This is a genomic window from Streptosporangium sp. NPDC000239, assembly GCF_040300765.1.
In the GTDB taxonomy this organism is placed as follows: Bacteria; Actinomycetota; Actinomycetes; order Streptosporangiales; family Streptosporangiaceae; genus Streptosporangium.
Genome location: NZ_JBEPEI010000006.1, coordinates 114,600 through 131,862, shown reverse-complemented (window position 1 = coordinate 131,862; position 17,263 = coordinate 114,600). Strand labels below are relative to the sequence as shown.

The window sequence follows — 17,263 nt, the reverse complement described above, 5'->3', positions numbered from 1 at the left end:
TCAGCGCAGCAGGCGGTCGAGCAGTTCCGCGCGCGTGTGCACGCCGAGCTTGGCGTAGATCGACTTGAGGTGGTGCTTGACCGTGTGCGGGCTGATGAACAGCTCGGCCGCGATCTCACCGTCCCTGCGGCCGGTGAGGGCGCGGGTGGCGATCTCGGCCTCGCGCGGGGTGAGGGACGCCAGCCGGTACGGGGCGACCAGGCGCGCCGTACCGTCCCGTACGGTGATGACCGAGACGATCACGTCCGGCTGGCCGGGCAGCCGCTGCGAGGTGACGGTGAGGTGCGGCCCGGCCTCCAGGGCGCCGTCCGCACTCCAGGAGACGACCGTCCTGTCCCCGTCGCAGTCGAGCAGCCGCTCCACCTCCGGGCGGTCGTCGCCGAGCCTGGCGAACAGGGACAGGGCGGGCGCGTTGAGGTGGCGCCGCGCCAGCGCCAGGTCGGTCAGCACGACCGGCGTGCCGCACCGGTCGAGCGCCTCGGCCAGCTGGTGGCGTTCACGCTCGATCGAGGACCGCTCCCGCACCGCGGACACCGCGATGCCCAGCACCATGGCCGCCACGTGGGCGGCGTCGCGGTCGGCCTCGGTGAACTCGGGCTGCCCGTCCCGCCGGGCCAGGTTCAGCGTGCCCGCCACCTCGGCGCCGACGACGAACGGGGCGCACAGCACCCGCGCCATGGCGTGCGGGGCGAACACATCGTGCACGATGGGCAGCTTCAGCCACTCCTCCCTCGGCATCAGCGAGTCGCTGTCGCACACCCGGCGTTCGCGCAGGGCTCGCTGGACGACGGGGTCCCGGTCGCGGCCGTGGCGCTCGTAGCTGCGCACGTAGTAGTCGCCCAGTCCCCGCACCCTGGCCGCGGCGGGGCGCCCGGTCACGTTGTCGTGCACGTAGACGCCCGCGGCGAAGGAGCCGAACCTGCCCGGCGCCTCCTCAAGGAAGTCGAGGAAGCGGTCGAGCAGCCGTTCGAGGGAGGGCGAGGCGACCAGCTCGGCGACGAGCGCGGGCGGCAGCGATCGGACCGGATCGGCGGCGGGACTGCCCATCAGATTCTCCCGAGGGGACTGTCGCCTTTAGGTGACGGGGGAATCGGGAGAGGGAGGGCCGCCAAGGCCCGAGCGTGCAGTGACCCGCCTGGTCCGCGCATCGCGGATGTCCTTCCTGGTTTTGTCGGTGCCGGCCGATACCGTGACGGTTTAGTTACCGAACGTGATGGGGGTGGGGTGTGCGCAGATCGTTCAAATTCCTGTTGCGTCCCACCCACCACCAGGAGATCGCGCTGGCGGCGTGCCTGGGCGATCACCGGGTCCTGTACAACGCCGCTCTGGAGCATCGCCGCACCGCCTATGCCAAGGCGGGCGTGAGCATCCGCTACGGCGAGCAGTCGGCCGAACTGAAGCACATCCGCGCCGACGACCCGGACGGGCAGGGGCGCTGGTCCTTCTCCTCCCAGCAGGCCACCCTTCGACGGCTCGACAAGGCGTTCCGTGCGTTCTTCGACCGCGTCAAAGCAGGCCGCACGCCCGGTTTCCCGCGGTTCAAGGGGCGGGGCCGGTTCGACACCGTTGAGTGGCCCAGGGACGGTGACGGCTGCCGGTGGGACTTCCAGCCCGAACACCCCAGCGCCACCTATGTCCGCCTTCAGGGTGTCGGGCCTGTCCGGGCGCACCGGCACCGGCCGGTCAAGGGCCGCGTGAAGACGATCGGCGTCAAACGGGAGGGGCCCCGCTGGTACGTGGTGCTGTCGTGCGACGACGTGCCCGCCGAACCACTTCCCGCCACGGGCACGGCGGTCGGCATCGACATGGGCGTCGCCTCGCTGGTGACCACCTCCGGCGGCGAGCACGTCGCCAACCCGCGCCACCTGGCCGCGACCGCCGATCGTCTCGCGCAGGCTCAACGAGCCCTGGCCCGTAAGAAGAGAGGCTCCACGCGGCGCCGTAAGGCGGTCGCCCGTGTCGCCGCCCTGCACGGCAAGGTCCGCCGTCAGCGCCTCGACCACGGGCACAAGGCCGTGCTCGCCCTGGTCCGCACTTACGACGTGATCGTGCACGAGGACCTGCGGATCGCGAACATGACCCGCTCGGCTGCGGGCACGGTCGAGCGGCCCGGCCGGAACATCGCCGCCAAGTCCGGGTTGAACCGGAGCATTCTGGATGCGGGGCGGGGGGTGTTCCTGACGATTCTGTCGTACAAGGCTGAGGGCGCCGGTCGAGAGCTGATCGCGGTGAACCCCGCCCACACCTCCCGCACCTGCGCCGCCTGCGGGCACCGCGCTGCGGAGAACCGCCTCACCCAAGCCGAGTTCCGATGCCGGGAGTGCGGGCATGCCGCGCACGCCGATGTGAACGCGGCGGTCAACGTCTTGAGGGCAGGGCTTGCCCTTCGCCAGGCCGCGGAAGCGGCTTAGCGAGAAGCCGCTTCCTTCAGGGAACGGAGGAGTCACGACGTGCTCCACTCTCGACACGCTCGGCCGGGCGGCCCACCGAGGCGTCCCGCCCGGACCGGCTTCCTCCCACCTTCCAGGAGGACGGCCGTGGCCGCCAAGCGCCGGGTCCGCTCAGCGGACCCGCGCCCCGCGGGCCGTCACCCGGCCGGGCCTGGCGAGCCGTTGTCCGGCCGGGGCCGCCGGGTCGCTGTCCGGCCGGGTCCGCCGGGGCCGTCATCCGGCCAGACGGCCGTGGAGGAAGAGCAACGGCTCACGCTCGGGTTCGGCGGCCAGTGAGACCACCCGCCCGATGAGCATCCAGTGTGAGTTGTTGCGCAGCGTCCCCGCCAGGCGGCACTCGAAGCTCGCCGTGGTCCCGGCGAGCAGCGGCGCGCCGACCGCGCCGGGGACGTGGTCCACGTGCTCGAACTTGTCGGAGTCCTTCGAGGCGAACAGCCGGGCCGTGGCCGCCTGCCCCGAGGAGAGCACGTTCACCGCGAACACCCCGGAGCGTTCGATCGCCGACCAGGTGCGGGAGGTCGCCGCCAGGCAGACCAGCACCTGGGGCGGGTGCAGGGTGAGGGAGGTGAAGGCGTTGACGGTGCTGCCGTACGGCGTGCCGTCCAGGGTCGTCGTGACGACCACGACCCCGGTGGGGAACTGGGCGCACGCCGATCTGAAGGCCTCGGGAGTCGGCTCGGTCGACGGCTCGCACGAGGTGGCCCCGTTCATGACGCCGTGCGCAGGGCCGGTGCCTGGCCCGGGTCGAGCCCCATCGAGATCAGACCGGCCATCTCCGCGCACGCCAGCGCGTTCGGCGGCATGATCGGGCCGGTCATGGCGTCCCGCAGCATCAGCTCGTAGCCCTTGGCCCGCATCAGCGAGTTGAGGCCGCCCGCCGTCGTGCCGAGCGTGGAGATCGTGTGGATCGCCGTGCCGACCATCAGCTTCGCCCGCAGGAACGCGGCGCAGGTGTTCAGGCTCGGCCCGCTGTTCTCGTCGGCCTCCCAGGCCGCGTGGTACATCATCAGCCTGGCCGCCTCGATCTGGGCCGCGATGTGCCCCATCGCGGTGCTGATCGTCGGGTGGTAGCCCATCGGCTGGGCGTGGCCCTTGGCCGTGCGCGTCCCGAGGGCGTTCCGCAGCCACTCCGCCATCGCCTCGGCGACACCGAGGTAGACGCCGGTGTAGCCGCCCCACGCGATGTGGGCCTGGGCCACGATCCAGTTGCCGAGGAAGTCGCCGAACTCGCACAGGACGAGGTCGTCCGGCACGAACGCCCCGTCGATGCGGACCTGGTTGCTGCGGGTCGAGCGCATGCCCAGGGTGTCCCAGTCGTCGGTGACCGTGATCGCGCCGTCCTGGCGGGTCGGCATCAGGAAGCCGACCACGTGGGTCGGGTCGTCCGCCCACTCCGGGTGGGCGAACATGAAGGCGTAGTCGCTGGCCTCCCACAGGGAGGCGAACATCTTCGTGCCGCTGACCTCCAGGCCGCCGGGCACCCGGCGCGCGGAGAGGGTGGGCATGTAGGTGGCGGGCAGCAGGCTCGACGCGGACGGCTCGGACAGCGGCGCGCAGATCAGCGCGCCGTCCCGGACCACCAGGTCGGCCACCCGCTTCCTGGCGTCGGCCGGTACGGCGTCGAGTGTGGCGATGATGCGGGTGGCCACGTAGTGCATGTTGAAGCCGAGCGCGGTCGAGGCGTCGCCCTTGGCGAGCGCCTCGACGGTGGCCAGCCACTGGGTCGTCCTGGCCCCGAGGCCGCCGAGGTCGCGCGGGAGCGCGACGCCGTACAGGCCCGCCTCGCGCAGTTTGGCGAGGTTCTCCGTCGCGGTGCTGCGGTCGCGGTCGTGCTCCCCGGCGTGGGGGGCGAACCCGGCGGCGAGTCTCGCGCCGAGCTCGGCCAGTTGCGCGCTGTGTTCGTCGAGGTCGAAGCGCATGGTGGTGCCTGTCTTCCTGGTCGATCTGTTCTGAAGGGTCTCAGGTCCACATCGGTGGACGGGCGGTGTCGAGGCTGGCGTGGACGACCTTGGTCAAGGTGTACTCCAGGAGGGTCGAGGTGGCCCCCTCCCTGCCGAAGCCGCTGGCCTTGACGCCGCCCTGCGGCTGGCCGAGCGGTGTCGCGAACCAGGTGTTGATCCAGACCATCCCGGAGTCGAGGCGGTCCGCCAGCCGGTAGGCCTGGGCGAGGTCGGTGCTCCACACCCCGTTGGCCAGCCCGAAGGCGACCCTGTTGGCCCGTTCGACGACCTCCTCCTCCGAGGTCCAGGACTCCACGGTGAGCACGGGGCCGAAGAACTCCTCGCACGAGGCGCTGGTCGTGCCGTCCGGGGAGGCCAGGACGGTCGGCCGGTAGTAGCTGCCCCCGGCCAGCTCGCCGGGCATCTCCGGGACGTGCCCGCCCGCCCTGAGCCCCGCTCCCTCGGAGAGCGCGGCCCGCACCCTGGCGGCGACCAGGTCGCGGTGCCCGGCCGTCACCAGCGGGCCGAGCTGGGTGGCCGGGTCGAGGGCGTCGCCGACGACGATCGACTCGGCGCGGGCGACGACCCTTTCGAGGAGTTCGTCGTGGCGGTCCCGGTGCACCATGAGCCGTGAGGAGGCGAAGCACACCTCGCCGTTGGCGGCGAAGACGCCGGTGAGCACGTCCTCGGTGACGGTGTCGAGGTCGGCGTCCGGGCAGACCACCATGGCCCCCTTCCCGCCCAGTTCCATCAGCGCCGGGACCAGCCGCTCCGAGACGCCCCCGAGGATGCGGCGCCCGGTCTCGGTGCCGCCGGTGAAGCTGACCTTGGCGACGTCGGGGTGGGAGACGAGCGCGTGCCCGGCCTCGGGGCCGAACCCGGTGACGACGTTGACGACGCCGGGCGGGAACAGGTCCTGCACGAGCCGGACGAACTCCACCGTGCTGACCGAGGCCAGTTCCGACGGCTTCACCACGACGGTGTTGCCCGCGGCCAGGGCGGGCGCCAGCTTGTGCGCGACCGAGATCAGCGGCGAGTTCCACGGGACGATCGCGGCGACGACGCCGAGCGGGCGCGGGGTGGTGGAGACGTGGGCGCCGGGGCCGCAGGGCACGGTCCGCCCGTGCAGGTCGCGGACGACGCCGGAGAAGAACCGGAAGATCTCCGCGGCCGTCGGCACGTCGATCAGGCCGCCCTCGCGGATGGCTCTGCCGTTCTCGGTCGCGAGCAGGGCGGGCCAGCGTCCGGCATCCTGGGTCAGCCGCTCGGCGACGGCCCACAGCAGGGCCTGCCGGGTGTCGAGCGAGGTCCGCCGCCAGGTGTCGAAGGCGCTCCTGGCCGCGGCGACCGCGCGGTCCACGTCGCCCGCCGTACCCTCGGCGACCTGCGCCCAGACGCGGCCGGTGCTGGGGTCGACGGCGGGGAAGGTCCGGGCGGCCCCGACCTCCTCGCCGCCGATCAGCAGGGGTTGCGGGGCGGCCAGCGAGAGCCGTCCCCCCGTGGTGGCTTCGGTCGTGGTCATGTCAGAAGCCGATGTGCTGGGAGTGGAAGGGGTTGTCGATGCGGATGCGCCAGGTGCCGTCGGCCTGGCGGCAGAAGACGTTGCTGTCCACGGCGCCCATCTCGATCGGCTCCCCGTCGGGGCCGGTCCCGGTCAGGTGCCACCTGAGCGCGACCAGGGCGACGTCCCCCGCCTCGACCCGGTGCAGTTCCTCGATCGTCAGGTGGGGCTTGGTGTCGATGAACCGCTGGAGCGCCTCCCGCAGGGCGGGCAGCCCTCGGACGGGCTCCGTCCCCGGCGCGGTCTGGAAGACGGTGTTCTCGTCCCAGCAGGACACGGCCAGGTCGAGGTCCCCGGCGTTCATTGCCTCGACGAACAACTCGTTGAGCTCGGTGACGCTGTTGTGCGAACCCACGGTTACTCCTTGGTGAGGGGGGTGCGTTTCCCTCAACGTAGGTTCGGCCGCGGGCGGCCACATCCCGCCGGGACGGGGTTCGCGGGCATCCCCTGTTCGGGGGATGCCCGTCAGTTCGCGGGGAAGGAGCCCGCGCGCAGGCTGGCGATGCCCATGTCGAGGGCGGCCTCCAGGTGGGTGGTCTCGCCGGTGGACATCTGGATCAGCACTCCGCCCTGGACGCACGCGAGCAGGGCCGCCGCGGCGCGGTCGGGGTCGACTGCGGGGTCGATCTCGCCGACGCCCTGCATGTGCCGTACTCCGGCGGCGAGCTCGGCCTGCCAGCGGCCCATCAGCCCGGTGACCACGGCGCGGGCGCCGGGGGTGCCCTCGCCCAGGTGCGAGGTGACGGCGTTGAGCGGGCACAGGCCGCCCTGCCTGCGGTAACGCTCGACGACGGTGTCGCGCCACGACCACCAGGCGGGCCAGGAGGTGAGGTCGCCGAGCTGGGGCCGCTGGTCCTCAAGCACCCGGTCGGCCTCCAGGCGCGCCACGGCCAGCAGCAGCTCCTCCCTGCCGCCGGGGAAGTAGTGGAACAGCTGGCTCTTGCTGGTGGCGGTCCTGGCCAGCACGTCGTCGAGGGTCGTCGCGGCCACGCCGAACTCGCGGATGTGCGCGGCGGCGCCGTCCAGGATGCGCCGCCGGGTCGCGGCCCCCTTGCGGGTGAGCGTGGGCATGACCACCTCCAGATTGGACTTTTCAGTCCATATTATCGCGCCAGTTTTGGACTTGACAGTCCATTTTATGCCGCGCAAGGTGGGTCGCGAAACCACCCACCCATCTCAGAACGGGAAGGACCCCCATGTCTCTCGACCAGTACTACCTGCTCGGACGTTCCGGGCTGCGGGTCAGCAGGCTCGCGCTCGGCACGATGAACTTCGGCACCGGCGGCTTCCACGCCGCGTACGGCAAGGCCCGGGACGAGATCCGCCCCGTCTTCCGCCGCTACCTGGAGGCGGGCGGGAACCTCATCGACACGGCCGACTTCTACACCGCCGGAGAGAGCGAGACCATCCTCGGCGACCTCATCGCCGAGGCCGGGGTGCGCGACAGGGTGGTGCTCACCACCAAGTTCACCAACAGCGTCGAGCCCGGAGACCCGAACGCGGGCGGCAACGGCCGCAAGCACATGATCAGGGCGGTCGAGGCGTCGCTGCGCCGCCTGCGCACCGACCACGTCGACCTGTTCCTGCTGCACACCTGGGACCGGATCACCCCCGTCGAGGAGGTCATGCGGACCTTCGACGACCTCACCAGGGCCGGGAAGATCCGTTACGCGGGCCTGTCCGACGTGCCCGCCTGGTACGCGGCCCGCGCCCAGACCCTCGCCGAGACCGGCGCCTTCCCTCCGGTGCTCTGCGTGCAGCTGCCCTACTCCCTCATCGACCGGGCGATCGAGTTCGAACACGTCCCGATGGGACGCGACCTGGGAGTCGGCATCACGGCGTGGAGCCCCCTCGGCGGCGGCTTCCTGACCGGCAAGTACCGGCGTGACGGACAGGGTCTGACCGGGCCGGGCAGGCTCGACCGCTCGGGCTCGGCCTGGCGGTCGTGGACGGACCGGGAGTGGCGGATCCTGACGGCGGCCGAGAAGGTCGCCGCCGAGCTCGGGGTGACGACGGCCCAGGTCGCCGTCAACTGGGTCGCCACCCAGCCCGGGATCGCCTCGGCGATCGTCGGGGCGAGCGACGTGCGGCAGCTCGACGGCACCATGGCCGCCCTCGGCTTCGAGATCCCGCCGGAGCTGCGCGCCGTCCTCGACGAGGCGAGCGCCGTGACGCCCCCGCTGGTCTACGGCATGTTCACCCCGGAGTACCAGGGCAATCTGGTCAGCCCGGGGGTCAAGGTCGGGGACAAGCCCGCCGGATACGCCCCCGCCGTACGGAACTGGGTGGCCTGACGCCCGTCAGGGTGGGAGTGGCACGGCCCCCTTCAGGGCTTCTGCCTCCCCGGCGCCGGGCCTGGCCTCGAAGGCATGGACCCTGAGACCACGGGCGCGGCCACGGCCCGGGACAACCCGCTCGGCCGGTTCCTGCGCGCCCGCCGCGAGCGCCTGAGCCCCGAGGACGCGGGCATACCGTACGGCACTCGCCGCCGGGTCGCGGGCCTGGCTGAGCGAGGTCTCGGCCGTGGTGTTGCAGCAGGCGCTGGCGGACCTGAACGCCGCCTACCGCAACTTCTTCTCCTCGGTCACAGGCAGGCGCAAGGGGCGAAAGATCGCACCGCCCCGGTTCCGGTCGAGGAAGGACAGCCGACAGACGGTTCGTTTCACGGACGAACTGGTCGGGCCCCTCCATGCGTCAGTCCGGCGTCCACATCGACGACTACGCGGAGACGGCGGGCGCGCGACGGGCCTCGACCCTCGCCACGTACGGCAGGCAGCCCGGCGACCCGGTCCGCGCGAGCGAGGCGATCATCACCGCCGTCGGGTCGGAGCGGCCACCGCTGCGCCTGCTGCTGGGCAGGGCCTCCTACGACGTGGCCTCCGCCCGCCTCGGCACCCTCAGGACCGCCTTCGACACCTGGCGCGACCTCACCCTCAGCGCCGACCACCCCGCCTCCTGACAAGGGGTCCGTGGATCTGGCCGCCCGCTACCCGACAGGCGTCACCCTGGCATCTGTCATGCTCTGGCTCCGCGACTTCGAATTGCCAGACAGGTCCTAGGTTCGCTCCCGCTCGCGCAGGAGGGCCGCGTCTTCGACGTATCTGAGCAGCAGCCTGGCGAACTGGAGCCGTTCCCTCCTCGGCCAGCCCTCCGTGATCTGCTCGAACGCCTCGCGCTGCCCCTTGGCGAAGCACTCGCGCAGGTCGGCGCCCTGCTGGGTGAGTTTGAGCACGGTCCGTCTGCCGTCCTCCTGTGAGGCGGCGCGCAGCAGGTATCCGGAGGAGATGCAGTCGGAGACCATGCGGCTGGCGACCGACTGGTCGACCCCGAGCTCCTCGGCGACGCCGCCGACGGTCATCTCGTCGCGGCTGTCGGCGACGATGTTGAGCACCAGGTTGCGGGAGGCGTCCCTGCGTGAGGCGGGCACGCGCCGCCGCAGCCGGGCGAAGATGGGCCCGATGCCGTCGAGGAGGGCCTCCTCCTCCGGGGTCATGTCGTCACCGCTGGTCATGGAGACATCCTAACCTTCACGACAAACAAACATACATATGCTTTATGACACGCACATGCATGTCATTAGTCATGTATTTTCTTGGGCATGGGCGGCACCCGGACCGCCCGTACCGTCCGCACCGCCCAGGGAGGCACAGTGCCCATGACCGCCGTGACCAACGCCCGCGTCTTCGACGGCGAACACGTTCTGCGGGAGACCACCGTCGTGATCGACGGCGGGGTCGTCACCGCCGTCGGAGGCGACGTGCCCGCAGGGGCGAACGTCGTCGACGCGGGCGGCGGCACGCTGCTGCCCGGCCTGATCGACGCCCATGTCCACACCTCCGAGCAGGCGCTGGCGTTCGCGCTGAGGTTCGGGGTCACGACCGAACTGGAGATGCAGGGGCTGTGGACCAAGCCCAACAGGGCCCGCCTCGACGGCGACGACGCCCTCGCCGACGTGCGCTCCGCGGGGTTCGCCATCACCCCGCCCGGCGGCCACCCCAGCGAGCTGTTCCCACCGGGCACGCACTTCGGCGACAGTGGCCCCGCCGGCGGGCCGACCGGCGGCCAGGCCCCGGTGAAGCCGCTCTCGACCACCCCTCAGGAGGCGAGGGACTTCGTGCCGAAGCTCGTCGAGACGGGTTCCGACTACATCAAGTTCATGGTCGACGACGGCACGGTCGAGGGCCACCCCGGCCTGCCCATGCTCGACCAGGCGACCCTGAACGCCGGGGTCGCCGAGGCCCACCGGCACGGGATGCTCACCCTCGCCCACGTCCTCACCGTCGAGGCGACGCGCATGGCCGTCGAGGCGGGCGTCGACGGCCTGGCCCACCTGTTCATGGACCGGCCGCACGACGACGAGATCATCGATCTCGTCGCCCGCTCCGGCGCGTTCGTCGTCCCCTGCGTGGTCCTCAACGCCTCCATGACGGGGATCACCGGCGCCGACCTCGCCGAGGACCCGCGCGTCGGCTCCCGCCTGGACGAGGCCTGGCTCACCACGCTGCGCCGCTGCTACGGCCACTACCCCCAGGGCAGGCTGGAGGACGTCCTGGACACGGTCGGCGCCCTGCGCGCCGCGGGCGTGGACATCCTCGCCGGGACCGACGCCGCCTTCCCGCTGCCCTTCCTCGGCGGTGTCGCCCACGGCGCCAGCCTCCACCGTGAGCTGCGCTACCTCGTCCAGGCCGGACTGACGCCCGTCGAGGCGCTGCGTGCCGCGACCAGCGTCACGGCACGCCGCTTCGGCCTCACCGACCGGGGCAGGATCGCCGTGGACGCCCGCGCCGACCTGCTCCTCGTGGACGGCGACCCCACGACCGACATCTCCGCGACCCTGGACATCCGCGCCGTCTGGCGCCGCGGCACCCTGCTGGCCGCCTGAGCGCCCCCGCCGGACCGGGTCACCCCGGCAGCGCCGCCGCCTTGCGCAGCAGTACCGACCGTTCGCGGACGTTGCCGCACAGGCGGGCGGCCAGTTCGAACTCCGCGCGTGCCTCGGCGGCCCTGCCGAGTCTGGCCAGCAGTTCGCCGCGCACCCCCGGCAGCAGGTGCGAACCCGGCAGGCGACCGGCGACGGCCAGGTCGTCCACGATGCCCAGCGCCTGCCCCGGCCCGTCCGCCATCGCGACGGCGACCGCGCGGTTGAGCTCCACGACGGGTGAGGGCGCCACCCGGCCGAGCGCCTCGTAGAGGATCACGATCCGTCTCCAGTCGGTCTCCGCCACCGAGGGGGCCGACGCGTGGCAGGCGGCGATCGCCGCCTGGAGCCCGTACGGCCCGAGCCCTCGCCCGGCCCCCGCCGCGCGGGTGAGGGCGGCCAGTCCCCGGCGGATCGCCGAACGGTCCCACAGCCGTCGGTCCTGGTCCTCCAGGAGCACCGCCTCCCCGTCGGGACCGGTGCGCGCGGGGAAACGCGCGGCTGTGAGCTCGAACAGGGCGAGCAGCCCGTGCGCCTCCGGCTCGGCGGGCAGCAGCGCGGTCAGCGTCCTGGCCAGGCGGATCGCCTCGTAGGCGAGGTCGGTGCGCAGCAGGTGGTCACCGGCCGTCGCCGTCGAGCCCTCCGTGAAGATCACGTAGAGCACGCCCAGGACGCCGCCGAGCCGCTCGCGCCGATCCTCCGGCGGCGGCAGCTCGAACGGCACCGCCGCCGCGGCGATCGTCTTCTTCGCCCGGGTGATCCGCGCCTGGACCGTCGGCACGGGCACCAGGAACGCCCTGGCGATCTCCTCGCTCGACAGGCCGCCGACCACGCGCAGGGTCAGGGCCACCCGTGCCTCCGGGGAGAGCACCGGGTGGCAGGCCACGAACATCAGCGCCAGGACGTCGTCGTCGATCCGTTCTGGATCCCACGGCAGGTCGTCCCGGTCCGGCGGGACCCGCGCGCCCGAGGTGGCCTCCCCCTCGGTGAGCTGCCCGGCGAGCATGGCGTAGCGCTCGCCCAGCGCCGCCCCGCGGCGGAAGCCGTCGATGGCGCGCCGCCGCGCGGTCGTCAGCAGCCAGCCCACCGGGTTGTCCGGCGTGCCGTCGCGCGACCAGGCGACGAGCGCCTCGGCGACCGCCTCCTGCGCGACGTCCTCGGCCAGCGCGAAGTCACCGGTGTAGCGGGCCAGCGCGCCGACGATCCTGGCCGACTCGATCCGCCAGACGGCCTCGACGGCCCGCCGTACCGGCTCACCCACTGTTTCCGCTGTTTCCGCGCTCATCCTCTGTGCTCGTCTTCCGTGCTCGCCTGCCGCGCTCGTCTTCTGGGCCCGTCCCGGCGGTCAGAGCTGGCCGGTCCGCTCGCGCCACTCCCGCTCCTTGGCGACCCACTCGTTGTCCTGGGGGAACTCGTCGATGCCGGGCACCCGGCGGATCTCACACTTGGCGCCGGACATCATGGGGATCCGCCTGGCCCACTCGACCGCCTCCTCCTTGGAGGCCACGTCGATCAGGTAGAAGCCGCCGAACAGCTCCTTCGTCTCGCCGTACGGGCCGTCGGTGACCACCGGCGTCTGTCCGCTGAAGTCGACGACCACGCCCTGGGCCGGGTCGTCCAGGCCCTCGGCGGCGACGAGCACGCCCGCCTTGATCAACTCGTCGTTGAAACGCCCGACCGTTTCGAGCATCTCCTCGAAGGGCGTCTTCATCATCTCGGCGAGGCTCTCGTCCGTGCCCCTCATGATCAGCATGTACTTCGCCATCTCCGGTCTCCTCCGCTGTCGGGGCCGTCCTTCGGCCCTCTCACCCACAGGTCGAACAGCGTGACGGCGGATCGACACGGCGGGCGAACTTTTTTCTCAGGCGTCCCAGCCCTGGCGGCTGAGGGAGACGGTGAGCAGGACGACGGCTTCCTCGACCGCCTCAAGGTCGTGCCGGGCGTCGGGCACGATCAGCAGGTCACCGGCCGAACCGTCCCAGGAGTCGTCGCCCGCGCTCAGCCGGACCCGCCCGCGCAGGACGTGCACGGTGGCCTCACCGGGGTTCTCGTGCTCGCCGAGCCGCTGTCCGGCGTCGAGCGCGATCAGCGTCTGGCGGAGGGAGTGCTCGTGCCCGCCGTACACGGTGTGCGCGCTGCGCCCGCTCGACGCGGCGCGGGCGAGGTCGAGCTGCTGGGAGGCCAGTGCGGTCAATGACAGCTTGTTCATTCGTTCCCCTGAACGGTACGGACGAGGCGATGGGCGTCCGATCTCCCACGCAGACGGTACTTCCCCCCTTCCTCGGCCACATATCCGGGCGCTCCGGAACCGCGGTTCTTTTCCCTGCCATTCATATGGCGCCGGGAAGCGTGTTCACGGAAAAGGGGAAACCGCTTGGCGGCGGGAACTCTTCTCGTTTCCGGCGCCGAAGGATCAGGCGGTATGGTACATGCTCGTTGAAAATCACTGCTGGCCCGAGTGTCTGGATTACCCGGTCGGAGGATCGTGAGCGGCGAGGACCGGCCGTGGGCGGGGGATTCTCCGGCGGGCACCTGGGGCACCGTCCGCACCCGCCGCAGCGTCCTGGCCGTGGCCAGGAACATGACCTCGGCGGGCCGGCTGCTCGACGTGCTGCCCATGTTCGGCTCCGACCTGCGCGTCCGGACGCTGTTCACGACCGTCGAGGGGTCGGCCTTCGACGACGGGCTCGACGTCTACCTGCGGGCGGCGGGGGCGAGGACCATCCCGTGGGCGCAGGCGGTGGCGACGCGGTTCGACCTGGCGCTGTCCGCCAGTGCCAACGGGGACCTGCACCGGATCGACGCCCCGCTGCTGCTGATGCCCCACGGCGCCGGTCACAACCGCCTGCTGCGCACCGGGAACGGCTACGGCCCCGAGGTCTCGGGCCTGGCGCGCAGCCAGCTGGTCCGCGACGGCCGGGTGGTGCCCGCCGCGATCGCCCTGTCCCACCAGGAGCAGCTGGGACGCCTGGCGCGCTACTGCCCCGAGGCCGTGACCGTCGCCACGGTCACCGGGGACCCGTCCTTCGACCGGCTGGTCGCGCACCTGCCGCGCAGGAGGCGCTACCGGCGCGCGCTCGGCGTTCCCGACGGTCTCAGGCTGGTGCTGGTCAGCTCGACCTGGGGTGAGCACTCCCTGTACGGGGCCAACGGCGACGTGTTGCCCCGTCTGCTGGCCGAGCTTCCCCTCGACGAGTACCGCGTGGCGCTTGTGACGCATCCGAACATCCCGCTCCACCACGGCGAGCTGCAGTTACGGCTGTGGCTGGCGCGTGAGCGGAGCGCGGGCCTGACGGTGATCCCCCCGGAACGGGGGTGGCAGGCGGCGCTGATCGCCTCGGACGTGGTCGTCGGCGACCACGGGTCGGTCACCTTCTACGGGGCGGCGCTCGGGCGGCCGGTGCTGCTGGCCTCCTCGGGGCGGGAGGCGCAGGAGCTCGACCCGTCCTCCCCGACCGCCGAGCTGTGCGGGGTCCTGCCCCGGCTCGACCGGCGCCGTGGTCTGCTCGAACAGGTGGAGGAGGCCCTCTCCGCGCACGTGCCCGGGGCCTACGACCGCGTGACGGGCCGTACGCTGGGCAACCTCGGCCGCGCGGGCGAGTCGCTGCGCGAGGTGGCCTACCGGCTCATGGACCTCGCCCATCCGCCCGGTTCCGCGCCGGGGGTGCCGTTCGCCGAGCCGTACGGGGCGGAACCGGCTCCGGCCTCGTTCCTGGTGGAGACGTGGGCCGGCGAGGACGGGGCCGTGGCGATGCGGCGTTTCCCGGCGGCCGTCACCCGCCCCCTCGACGGGGAGCCACGCGAGACGCACCTCACCGTGGACGCCGAGGAGCTGAACCGGCGGCTGCTGGAGAGCGCGGCCGTCATCGTGCACCGCGACGGCTCACCGGAGTGGGCGCGGGAGGCCGTACGGCGCCACCCGGGCTGCGCGCTGGCCGCCGCGGTCGTCGACGGGCGCCGGGTCCACGTCGTCCTGCGGCGTGACGGGCGGGAGTTCGTCCTCGGCCTGCCGGAGACCTCCCAGGTGACGGACGTCTCGTGCCTGCCCTCCGCGCTGTACGGCTGGCTGGTCTCCGAGCGCCGCGCCGGGGAGCCGCCGTCCGTGTTGCGGCTACGGCTCGGAGCCGTCGAGGGTCGCGTCGACGTCACCCCCGTCCGGCCGTGAGTCAGGAGTCCTCCGGGGCCGGAGGGGGCAGGCGTCCGCCCAGCTCGTCGGCCTTCGCCGTCTTCCCCAGGTCGAGGTAGACGGCGATCGCCCGGCGCAGGTGCTCCTCCGAGCCCCGCTCGTCTCCCAGGTCGGCGGTGAGGCCGGCCAGGATCTCCCAGGCCCTGGCCTCCTTGAGGGGGACTCCCCTGGCCCGCATGGTGCGCGCCGCCTCCGTCACCCTCCCCACGATCTCCTGCGGCCTGCCGAGCATCCGGTGGACGAGTCCCAGCTCGATGTCGATCTTCGCCCGGCTGGTCTCGTCCTCGGCCCCGATCAGCCCCCTGGCCCGCTCGAACGCCTCCAACGCCTCCCGGGGGCGGCCCGCCGCGGTGTGGGTCAGGCCGAGATGGTAGGACTGCAGCCCCGCGCCCCGGGTCCTGCCCAGCGCCTCGTTGACGGCCAGGGCCTCGGTGAAGTGCCCGATCGCGGCGTCGAAGGCCCCTCGGGCCAGCTCGACCTGGCCGAGTGACTCGAGCACCGCCGCCTCAAGCCGCCGGTCGCCGGACTCCACGGCCAGGGACCTGGCCAGGCGCAGTTCCTCGTCCGCGGGCCCGAGCTCGCCGAGCTCGACGAACGCCCTGGCCGTCTGGTTGCGCATGCGGGCCTCCGCGGCCCGGTTCCCGAGGCGGCCCGCGGCCAGGGTGCCCAGCCTGCCCGCCTCGATCCAGTCGGCGTAGTGCTTGCGGCTGTGGTGCAGCACCCACAGCGCCTCGACCGTCTGCCAGACGACGTCGTCCCATCCGGCCCGCTCCGCGAGGCGGAGGACGGCGAGCATGTTGCCGCGCTCACCGTCCAGCCAGTCCAGGGCCTGCCGCGCCGAGGAGAACGTCACCTCGGGCTCGACCGGCTCGGGGGCGGGGGCCAGACGCAGCCGGGACCTCGTGACCGCCCGGTCGGCCGCCATGGCGCACGCCCGGTACCAGCGGGCCATCCGGCCGAGCGCCGCCTCCCGCTCCCCGGGGGCCTCCTCCCGCTCGGCGAGCCGGGCCGCGTGCAACCTGACCAGGTCGTGGAACCGGTAACGCTCCTGCGCGGTCTCCTCAAGGAGATTGGCCTCAAGGAGCAGTTCCAGCGACTCCTCCGTCTCCCGCTCCCCCGTTCCCGCCACGACCTGCACGGCCTGGACCGAGAGGTCGGCGACCGGGACCGCGCCAAGCAGCCGGTAGAGCCGTCCCGCCCCGGGCGGCAGCGCCCGGCACGCCGTCTCGAACACCGCCTCCACGATCGTCTTCCCCCCGACCGCCAGGCGTTCCAGCCTGCGGCGCTCGTCGGTCAGCTCCGTCACCAGCCTGGCGATCGGCCGTCCGCGCCGCTGCGCCAGGCGGGCGGCGGCCACCCGCAGCGCGACCGGCAGCCCTCCGCACAGCCGCGCCAGCTCCCCGGCGGCCTCCGGTTCCGCGTGGACGCGCTCCTCACCGAGCACGCCCGCGAGCAGCCGTACCCCCTGCTCCTCGTCGAGTGGTGCGAGCGGGACCGGGACCGCGCCGGTGACGACCAGCTCGCCGAGTCTGCTGTGGCTGGTCACCACCACGACGCCGCTCGCGGACGCCGGAAGCACCGGCGTCACCTGGGCGGCGTGTTCGACGTCGTCGAGCAGGATGAGAAGCCGCAGGTCGGCGGTCCTGGAGCGGAACAGGGCCGCCCGCTCGGACGGGTCGGCGGGGATGCCCGCCTCGCGGACGCCCAGGGCCCGCAGGAAACCGCCGAGCACGTCGCTCACCGCGACCCCGCCCCCGTGACGCAGGTCGCCCAGGCTGGCGTAGAGCTGACCGTCGGTGAACCGCTCACGCACCCGGTGCGCCCAGCGGCGGCTCAGCGCGCTCTTGCCCACCCCGCCGAGGCCGTTCACGACGGCCACCAGGGGTGCGGAACCGTCACCGCCCTCGTCGAGGAGCCGGTCCAGCTCGTCCAGTTCCCTGACCCTGTTGACGAAGTCGCGCGGCTCGGGAGGCAGCTGCCGGGGAATCTCGGCGACGGGCGGCTCCTGGGCCGCGAACGTGAGGTGCTGGATGACTCCGGCCTGCACGACGTTGCCCGCGACCTGGCCGGAAAGCTCGTTGCGCGTCCCGCCCGCCCCTGACCGCTCGTCATCGGATTCGATCACCATGCTCAAGCAACCGCCTCAGGTCTGGTCACACTTCGGACGGCGGCCCGCCACCGGGAACACGCCTGGGGTAAATGATCGCA

The 17,263-nt window shown here is 72.5% G+C and carries 16 protein-coding genes and 1 pseudogene; 6 read left to right on the top strand and 11 right to left on the bottom strand.

Going from position 1 to position 17,263, the window contains the following annotated elements; all coding sequences use genetic code 11:
- Entirely contained in the window at positions 1–1,047 is a 1,047-nt protein-coding gene (locus ABT340_RS17800) for a LuxR C-terminal-related transcriptional regulator (RefSeq protein ID WP_352011835.1), read from the bottom strand.
- 179 nt (positions 1,048–1,226) lie between these two features.
- On the opposite strand from ABT340_RS17800, the gene ABT340_RS17795 reads away from it, so the two are divergent.
- Entirely contained in the window at positions 1,227–2,411 is a 1,185-nt protein-coding gene (locus ABT340_RS17795) for an RNA-guided endonuclease InsQ/TnpB family protein (protein ID WP_352011834.1), read from the top strand.
- 252 nt (positions 2,412–2,663) lie between these two features.
- On the opposite strand, the gene ABT340_RS17790 is transcribed toward ABT340_RS17795, so the two are convergent.
- The 5 genes from ABT340_RS17790 to ABT340_RS17770 all read right to left on the bottom strand — a co-directional run bounded on the left by ABT340_RS17790 (position 2,664) and on the right by ABT340_RS17770 (position 7,022).
- Positions 2,664–3,161: a flavin reductase family protein gene (locus ABT340_RS17790; protein ID WP_352011833.1), complete on the bottom strand. Its 498-nt coding sequence runs from the start codon at positions 3,159–3,161 to the stop codon at positions 2,664–2,666.
- Positions 3,158–4,369 (bottom strand): acyl-CoA dehydrogenase family protein, encoded by a 1,212-nt coding sequence (locus ABT340_RS17785; protein ID WP_352011832.1) that lies wholly within the window; start codon positions 4,367–4,369, stop codon positions 3,158–3,160. Before ABT340_RS17785 ends, ABT340_RS17790 begins: the two co-directional genes overlap by 4 nt.
- Positions 4,370–4,409: 40 nt before the next feature.
- Positions 4,410–5,912, bottom strand: a complete 1,503-nt coding sequence (locus ABT340_RS17780) for an aldehyde dehydrogenase family protein (RefSeq protein WP_352011831.1) — start codon at positions 5,910–5,912, stop codon at positions 4,410–4,412.
- Position 5,913: 1 nt separating this feature from the next.
- The gene (locus ABT340_RS17775; RefSeq protein ID WP_352011830.1) at positions 5,914–6,306 is read right to left on the bottom strand and encodes a YybH family protein; all 393 of its coding nucleotides are present in this window, start codon (positions 6,304–6,306) and stop codon (positions 5,914–5,916) included.
- A gap of 110 nt (positions 6,307–6,416) precedes the next feature.
- A complete protein-coding gene (locus ABT340_RS17770) occupies positions 6,417–7,022 on the bottom strand; it encodes a TetR/AcrR family transcriptional regulator (protein ID WP_352011829.1) in 606 nt (201 codons plus the stop codon).
- A 125-nt stretch (positions 7,023–7,147) separates the two neighbouring features.
- Here ABT340_RS17770 and ABT340_RS17765 point away from each other — a divergent pair, with 125 nt between their 5' ends.
- The 3 genes and pseudogenes from ABT340_RS17765 to ABT340_RS17755 all read left to right on the top strand — a co-directional run bounded on the left by ABT340_RS17765 (position 7,148) and on the right by ABT340_RS17755 (position 8,910).
- Positions 7,148–8,245, top strand: a complete 1,098-nt coding sequence (locus ABT340_RS17765; RefSeq protein WP_352011828.1) for an aldo/keto reductase — start codon at positions 7,148–7,150, stop codon at positions 8,243–8,245.
- A 202-nt stretch (positions 8,246–8,447) separates the two neighbouring features.
- Positions 8,448–8,618, top strand: a pseudogene (locus ABT340_RS17760) (RNA-guided endonuclease TnpB family protein); the annotation flags it as partial.
- 22 nt (positions 8,619–8,640) lie between these two features.
- Positions 8,641–8,910 carry a Rossmann-fold NAD(P)-binding domain-containing protein gene (locus ABT340_RS17755; protein ID WP_352011827.1) on the top strand — a complete coding sequence of 90 codons (270 nt, stop codon included), beginning with the start codon at positions 8,641–8,643 and terminating at the stop codon, positions 8,908–8,910.
- A gap of 96 nt (positions 8,911–9,006) precedes the next feature.
- Here ABT340_RS17755 and ABT340_RS17750 read toward each other — a convergent pair whose 3' ends face one another.
- Positions 9,007–9,462 carry a MarR family winged helix-turn-helix transcriptional regulator gene (locus ABT340_RS17750; protein WP_352011826.1) on the bottom strand — a complete coding sequence of 152 codons (456 nt, stop codon included), beginning with the start codon at positions 9,460–9,462 and terminating at the stop codon, positions 9,007–9,009.
- 87 nt (positions 9,463–9,549) lie between these two features.
- Here ABT340_RS17750 and ABT340_RS17745 point away from each other — a divergent pair, with 87 nt between their 5' ends.
- On the top strand, positions 9,550–10,833 hold the full coding sequence (locus ABT340_RS17745) for an amidohydrolase family protein (RefSeq protein ID WP_352011825.1): 1,284 nt from the start codon (positions 9,550–9,552) through the stop codon (positions 10,831–10,833).
- Positions 10,834–10,852: 19 nt separating this feature from the next.
- On the opposite strand, the gene ABT340_RS17740 is transcribed toward ABT340_RS17745, so the two are convergent.
- The 3 genes from ABT340_RS17740 to ABT340_RS17730 form a co-directional block, all read right to left on the bottom strand.
- Complete coding sequence (locus tag ABT340_RS17740; RefSeq protein WP_399179406.1) at positions 10,853–12,154, bottom strand: RNA polymerase sigma factor; 1,302 nt, start codon at positions 12,152–12,154, stop codon at positions 10,853–10,855.
- A gap of 60 nt (positions 12,155–12,214) precedes the next feature.
- Positions 12,215–12,634, bottom strand: a complete 420-nt coding sequence (locus tag ABT340_RS17735) for a YciI family protein (RefSeq protein WP_352011824.1) — start codon at positions 12,632–12,634, stop codon at positions 12,215–12,217.
- Between the two features lie 96 nt (positions 12,635–12,730).
- Entirely contained in the window at positions 12,731–13,078 is a 348-nt protein-coding gene (locus tag ABT340_RS17730) for a cupin domain-containing protein (RefSeq protein WP_352011823.1), read from the bottom strand.
- A 276-nt stretch (positions 13,079–13,354) separates the two neighbouring features.
- On the opposite strand from ABT340_RS17730, the gene ABT340_RS17725 reads away from it, so the two are divergent.
- Positions 13,355–15,034, top strand: coding sequence for a CDP-glycerol glycerophosphotransferase family protein (locus tag ABT340_RS17725; protein WP_352011822.1), 1,680 nt, complete (start codon positions 13,355–13,357; stop codon positions 15,032–15,034).
- Between the two features lies 1 nt (position 15,035).
- Here ABT340_RS17725 and ABT340_RS17720 read toward each other — a convergent pair whose 3' ends face one another.
- Complete coding sequence (locus tag ABT340_RS17720) at positions 15,036–17,183, bottom strand: tetratricopeptide repeat protein (protein WP_352011821.1); 2,148 nt, start codon at positions 17,181–17,183, stop codon at positions 15,036–15,038.
- Between the last annotated feature and the right edge of the window lie 80 nt (positions 17,184–17,263).

Excerpts from the sequence above, each read along its gene's own strand:
- ABT340_RS17800 (WP_352011835.1), bottom strand. The coding sequence starts at position 1,047 with ATGGGCAGTCCCGCCGCCGATCCGGTCCGATCGCTGCCGCCCGCGCTC.
- ABT340_RS17790 (WP_352011833.1), bottom strand. The coding sequence starts at position 3,161 with ATGAACGGGGCCACCTCGTGCGAGCCGTCGACCGAGCCGACTCCCGAG.
- ABT340_RS17785 (WP_352011832.1), bottom strand. The coding sequence starts at position 4,369 with ATGCGCTTCGACCTCGACGAACACAGCGCGCAACTGGCCGAGCTCGGC.
- ABT340_RS17780 (WP_352011831.1), bottom strand. The coding sequence starts at position 5,912 with ATGACCACGACCGAAGCCACCACGGGGGGACGGCTCTCGCTGGCCGCC.
- ABT340_RS17770 (WP_352011829.1), bottom strand. The coding sequence starts at position 7,022 with ATGCCCACGCTCACCCGCAAGGGGGCCGCGACCCGGCGGCGCATCCTG.
- ABT340_RS17765 (WP_352011828.1), top strand. The coding sequence starts at position 7,148 with ATGTCTCTCGACCAGTACTACCTGCTCGGACGTTCCGGGCTGCGGGTC.
- ABT340_RS17755 (WP_352011827.1), top strand. The coding sequence starts at position 8,641 with ATGCGTCAGTCCGGCGTCCACATCGACGACTACGCGGAGACGGCGGGC.
- ABT340_RS17750 (WP_352011826.1), bottom strand. The coding sequence starts at position 9,462 with ATGACCAGCGGTGACGACATGACCCCGGAGGAGGAGGCCCTCCTCGAC.
- ABT340_RS17745 (WP_352011825.1), top strand. The coding sequence starts at position 9,550 with ATGGGCGGCACCCGGACCGCCCGTACCGTCCGCACCGCCCAGGGAGGC.
- ABT340_RS17740 (WP_399179406.1), bottom strand. The coding sequence starts at position 12,154 with ATGAGCGCGGAAACAGCGGAAACAGTGGGTGAGCCGGTACGGCGGGCC.
- ABT340_RS17735 (WP_352011824.1), bottom strand. The coding sequence starts at position 12,634 with ATGGCGAAGTACATGCTGATCATGAGGGGCACGGACGAGAGCCTCGCC.
- ABT340_RS17730 (WP_352011823.1), bottom strand. The coding sequence starts at position 13,078 with ATGAACAAGCTGTCATTGACCGCACTGGCCTCCCAGCAGCTCGACCTC.
- ABT340_RS17720 (WP_352011821.1), bottom strand. The coding sequence starts at position 17,183 with ATGGTGATCGAATCCGATGACGAGCGGTCAGGGGCGGGCGGGACGCGC.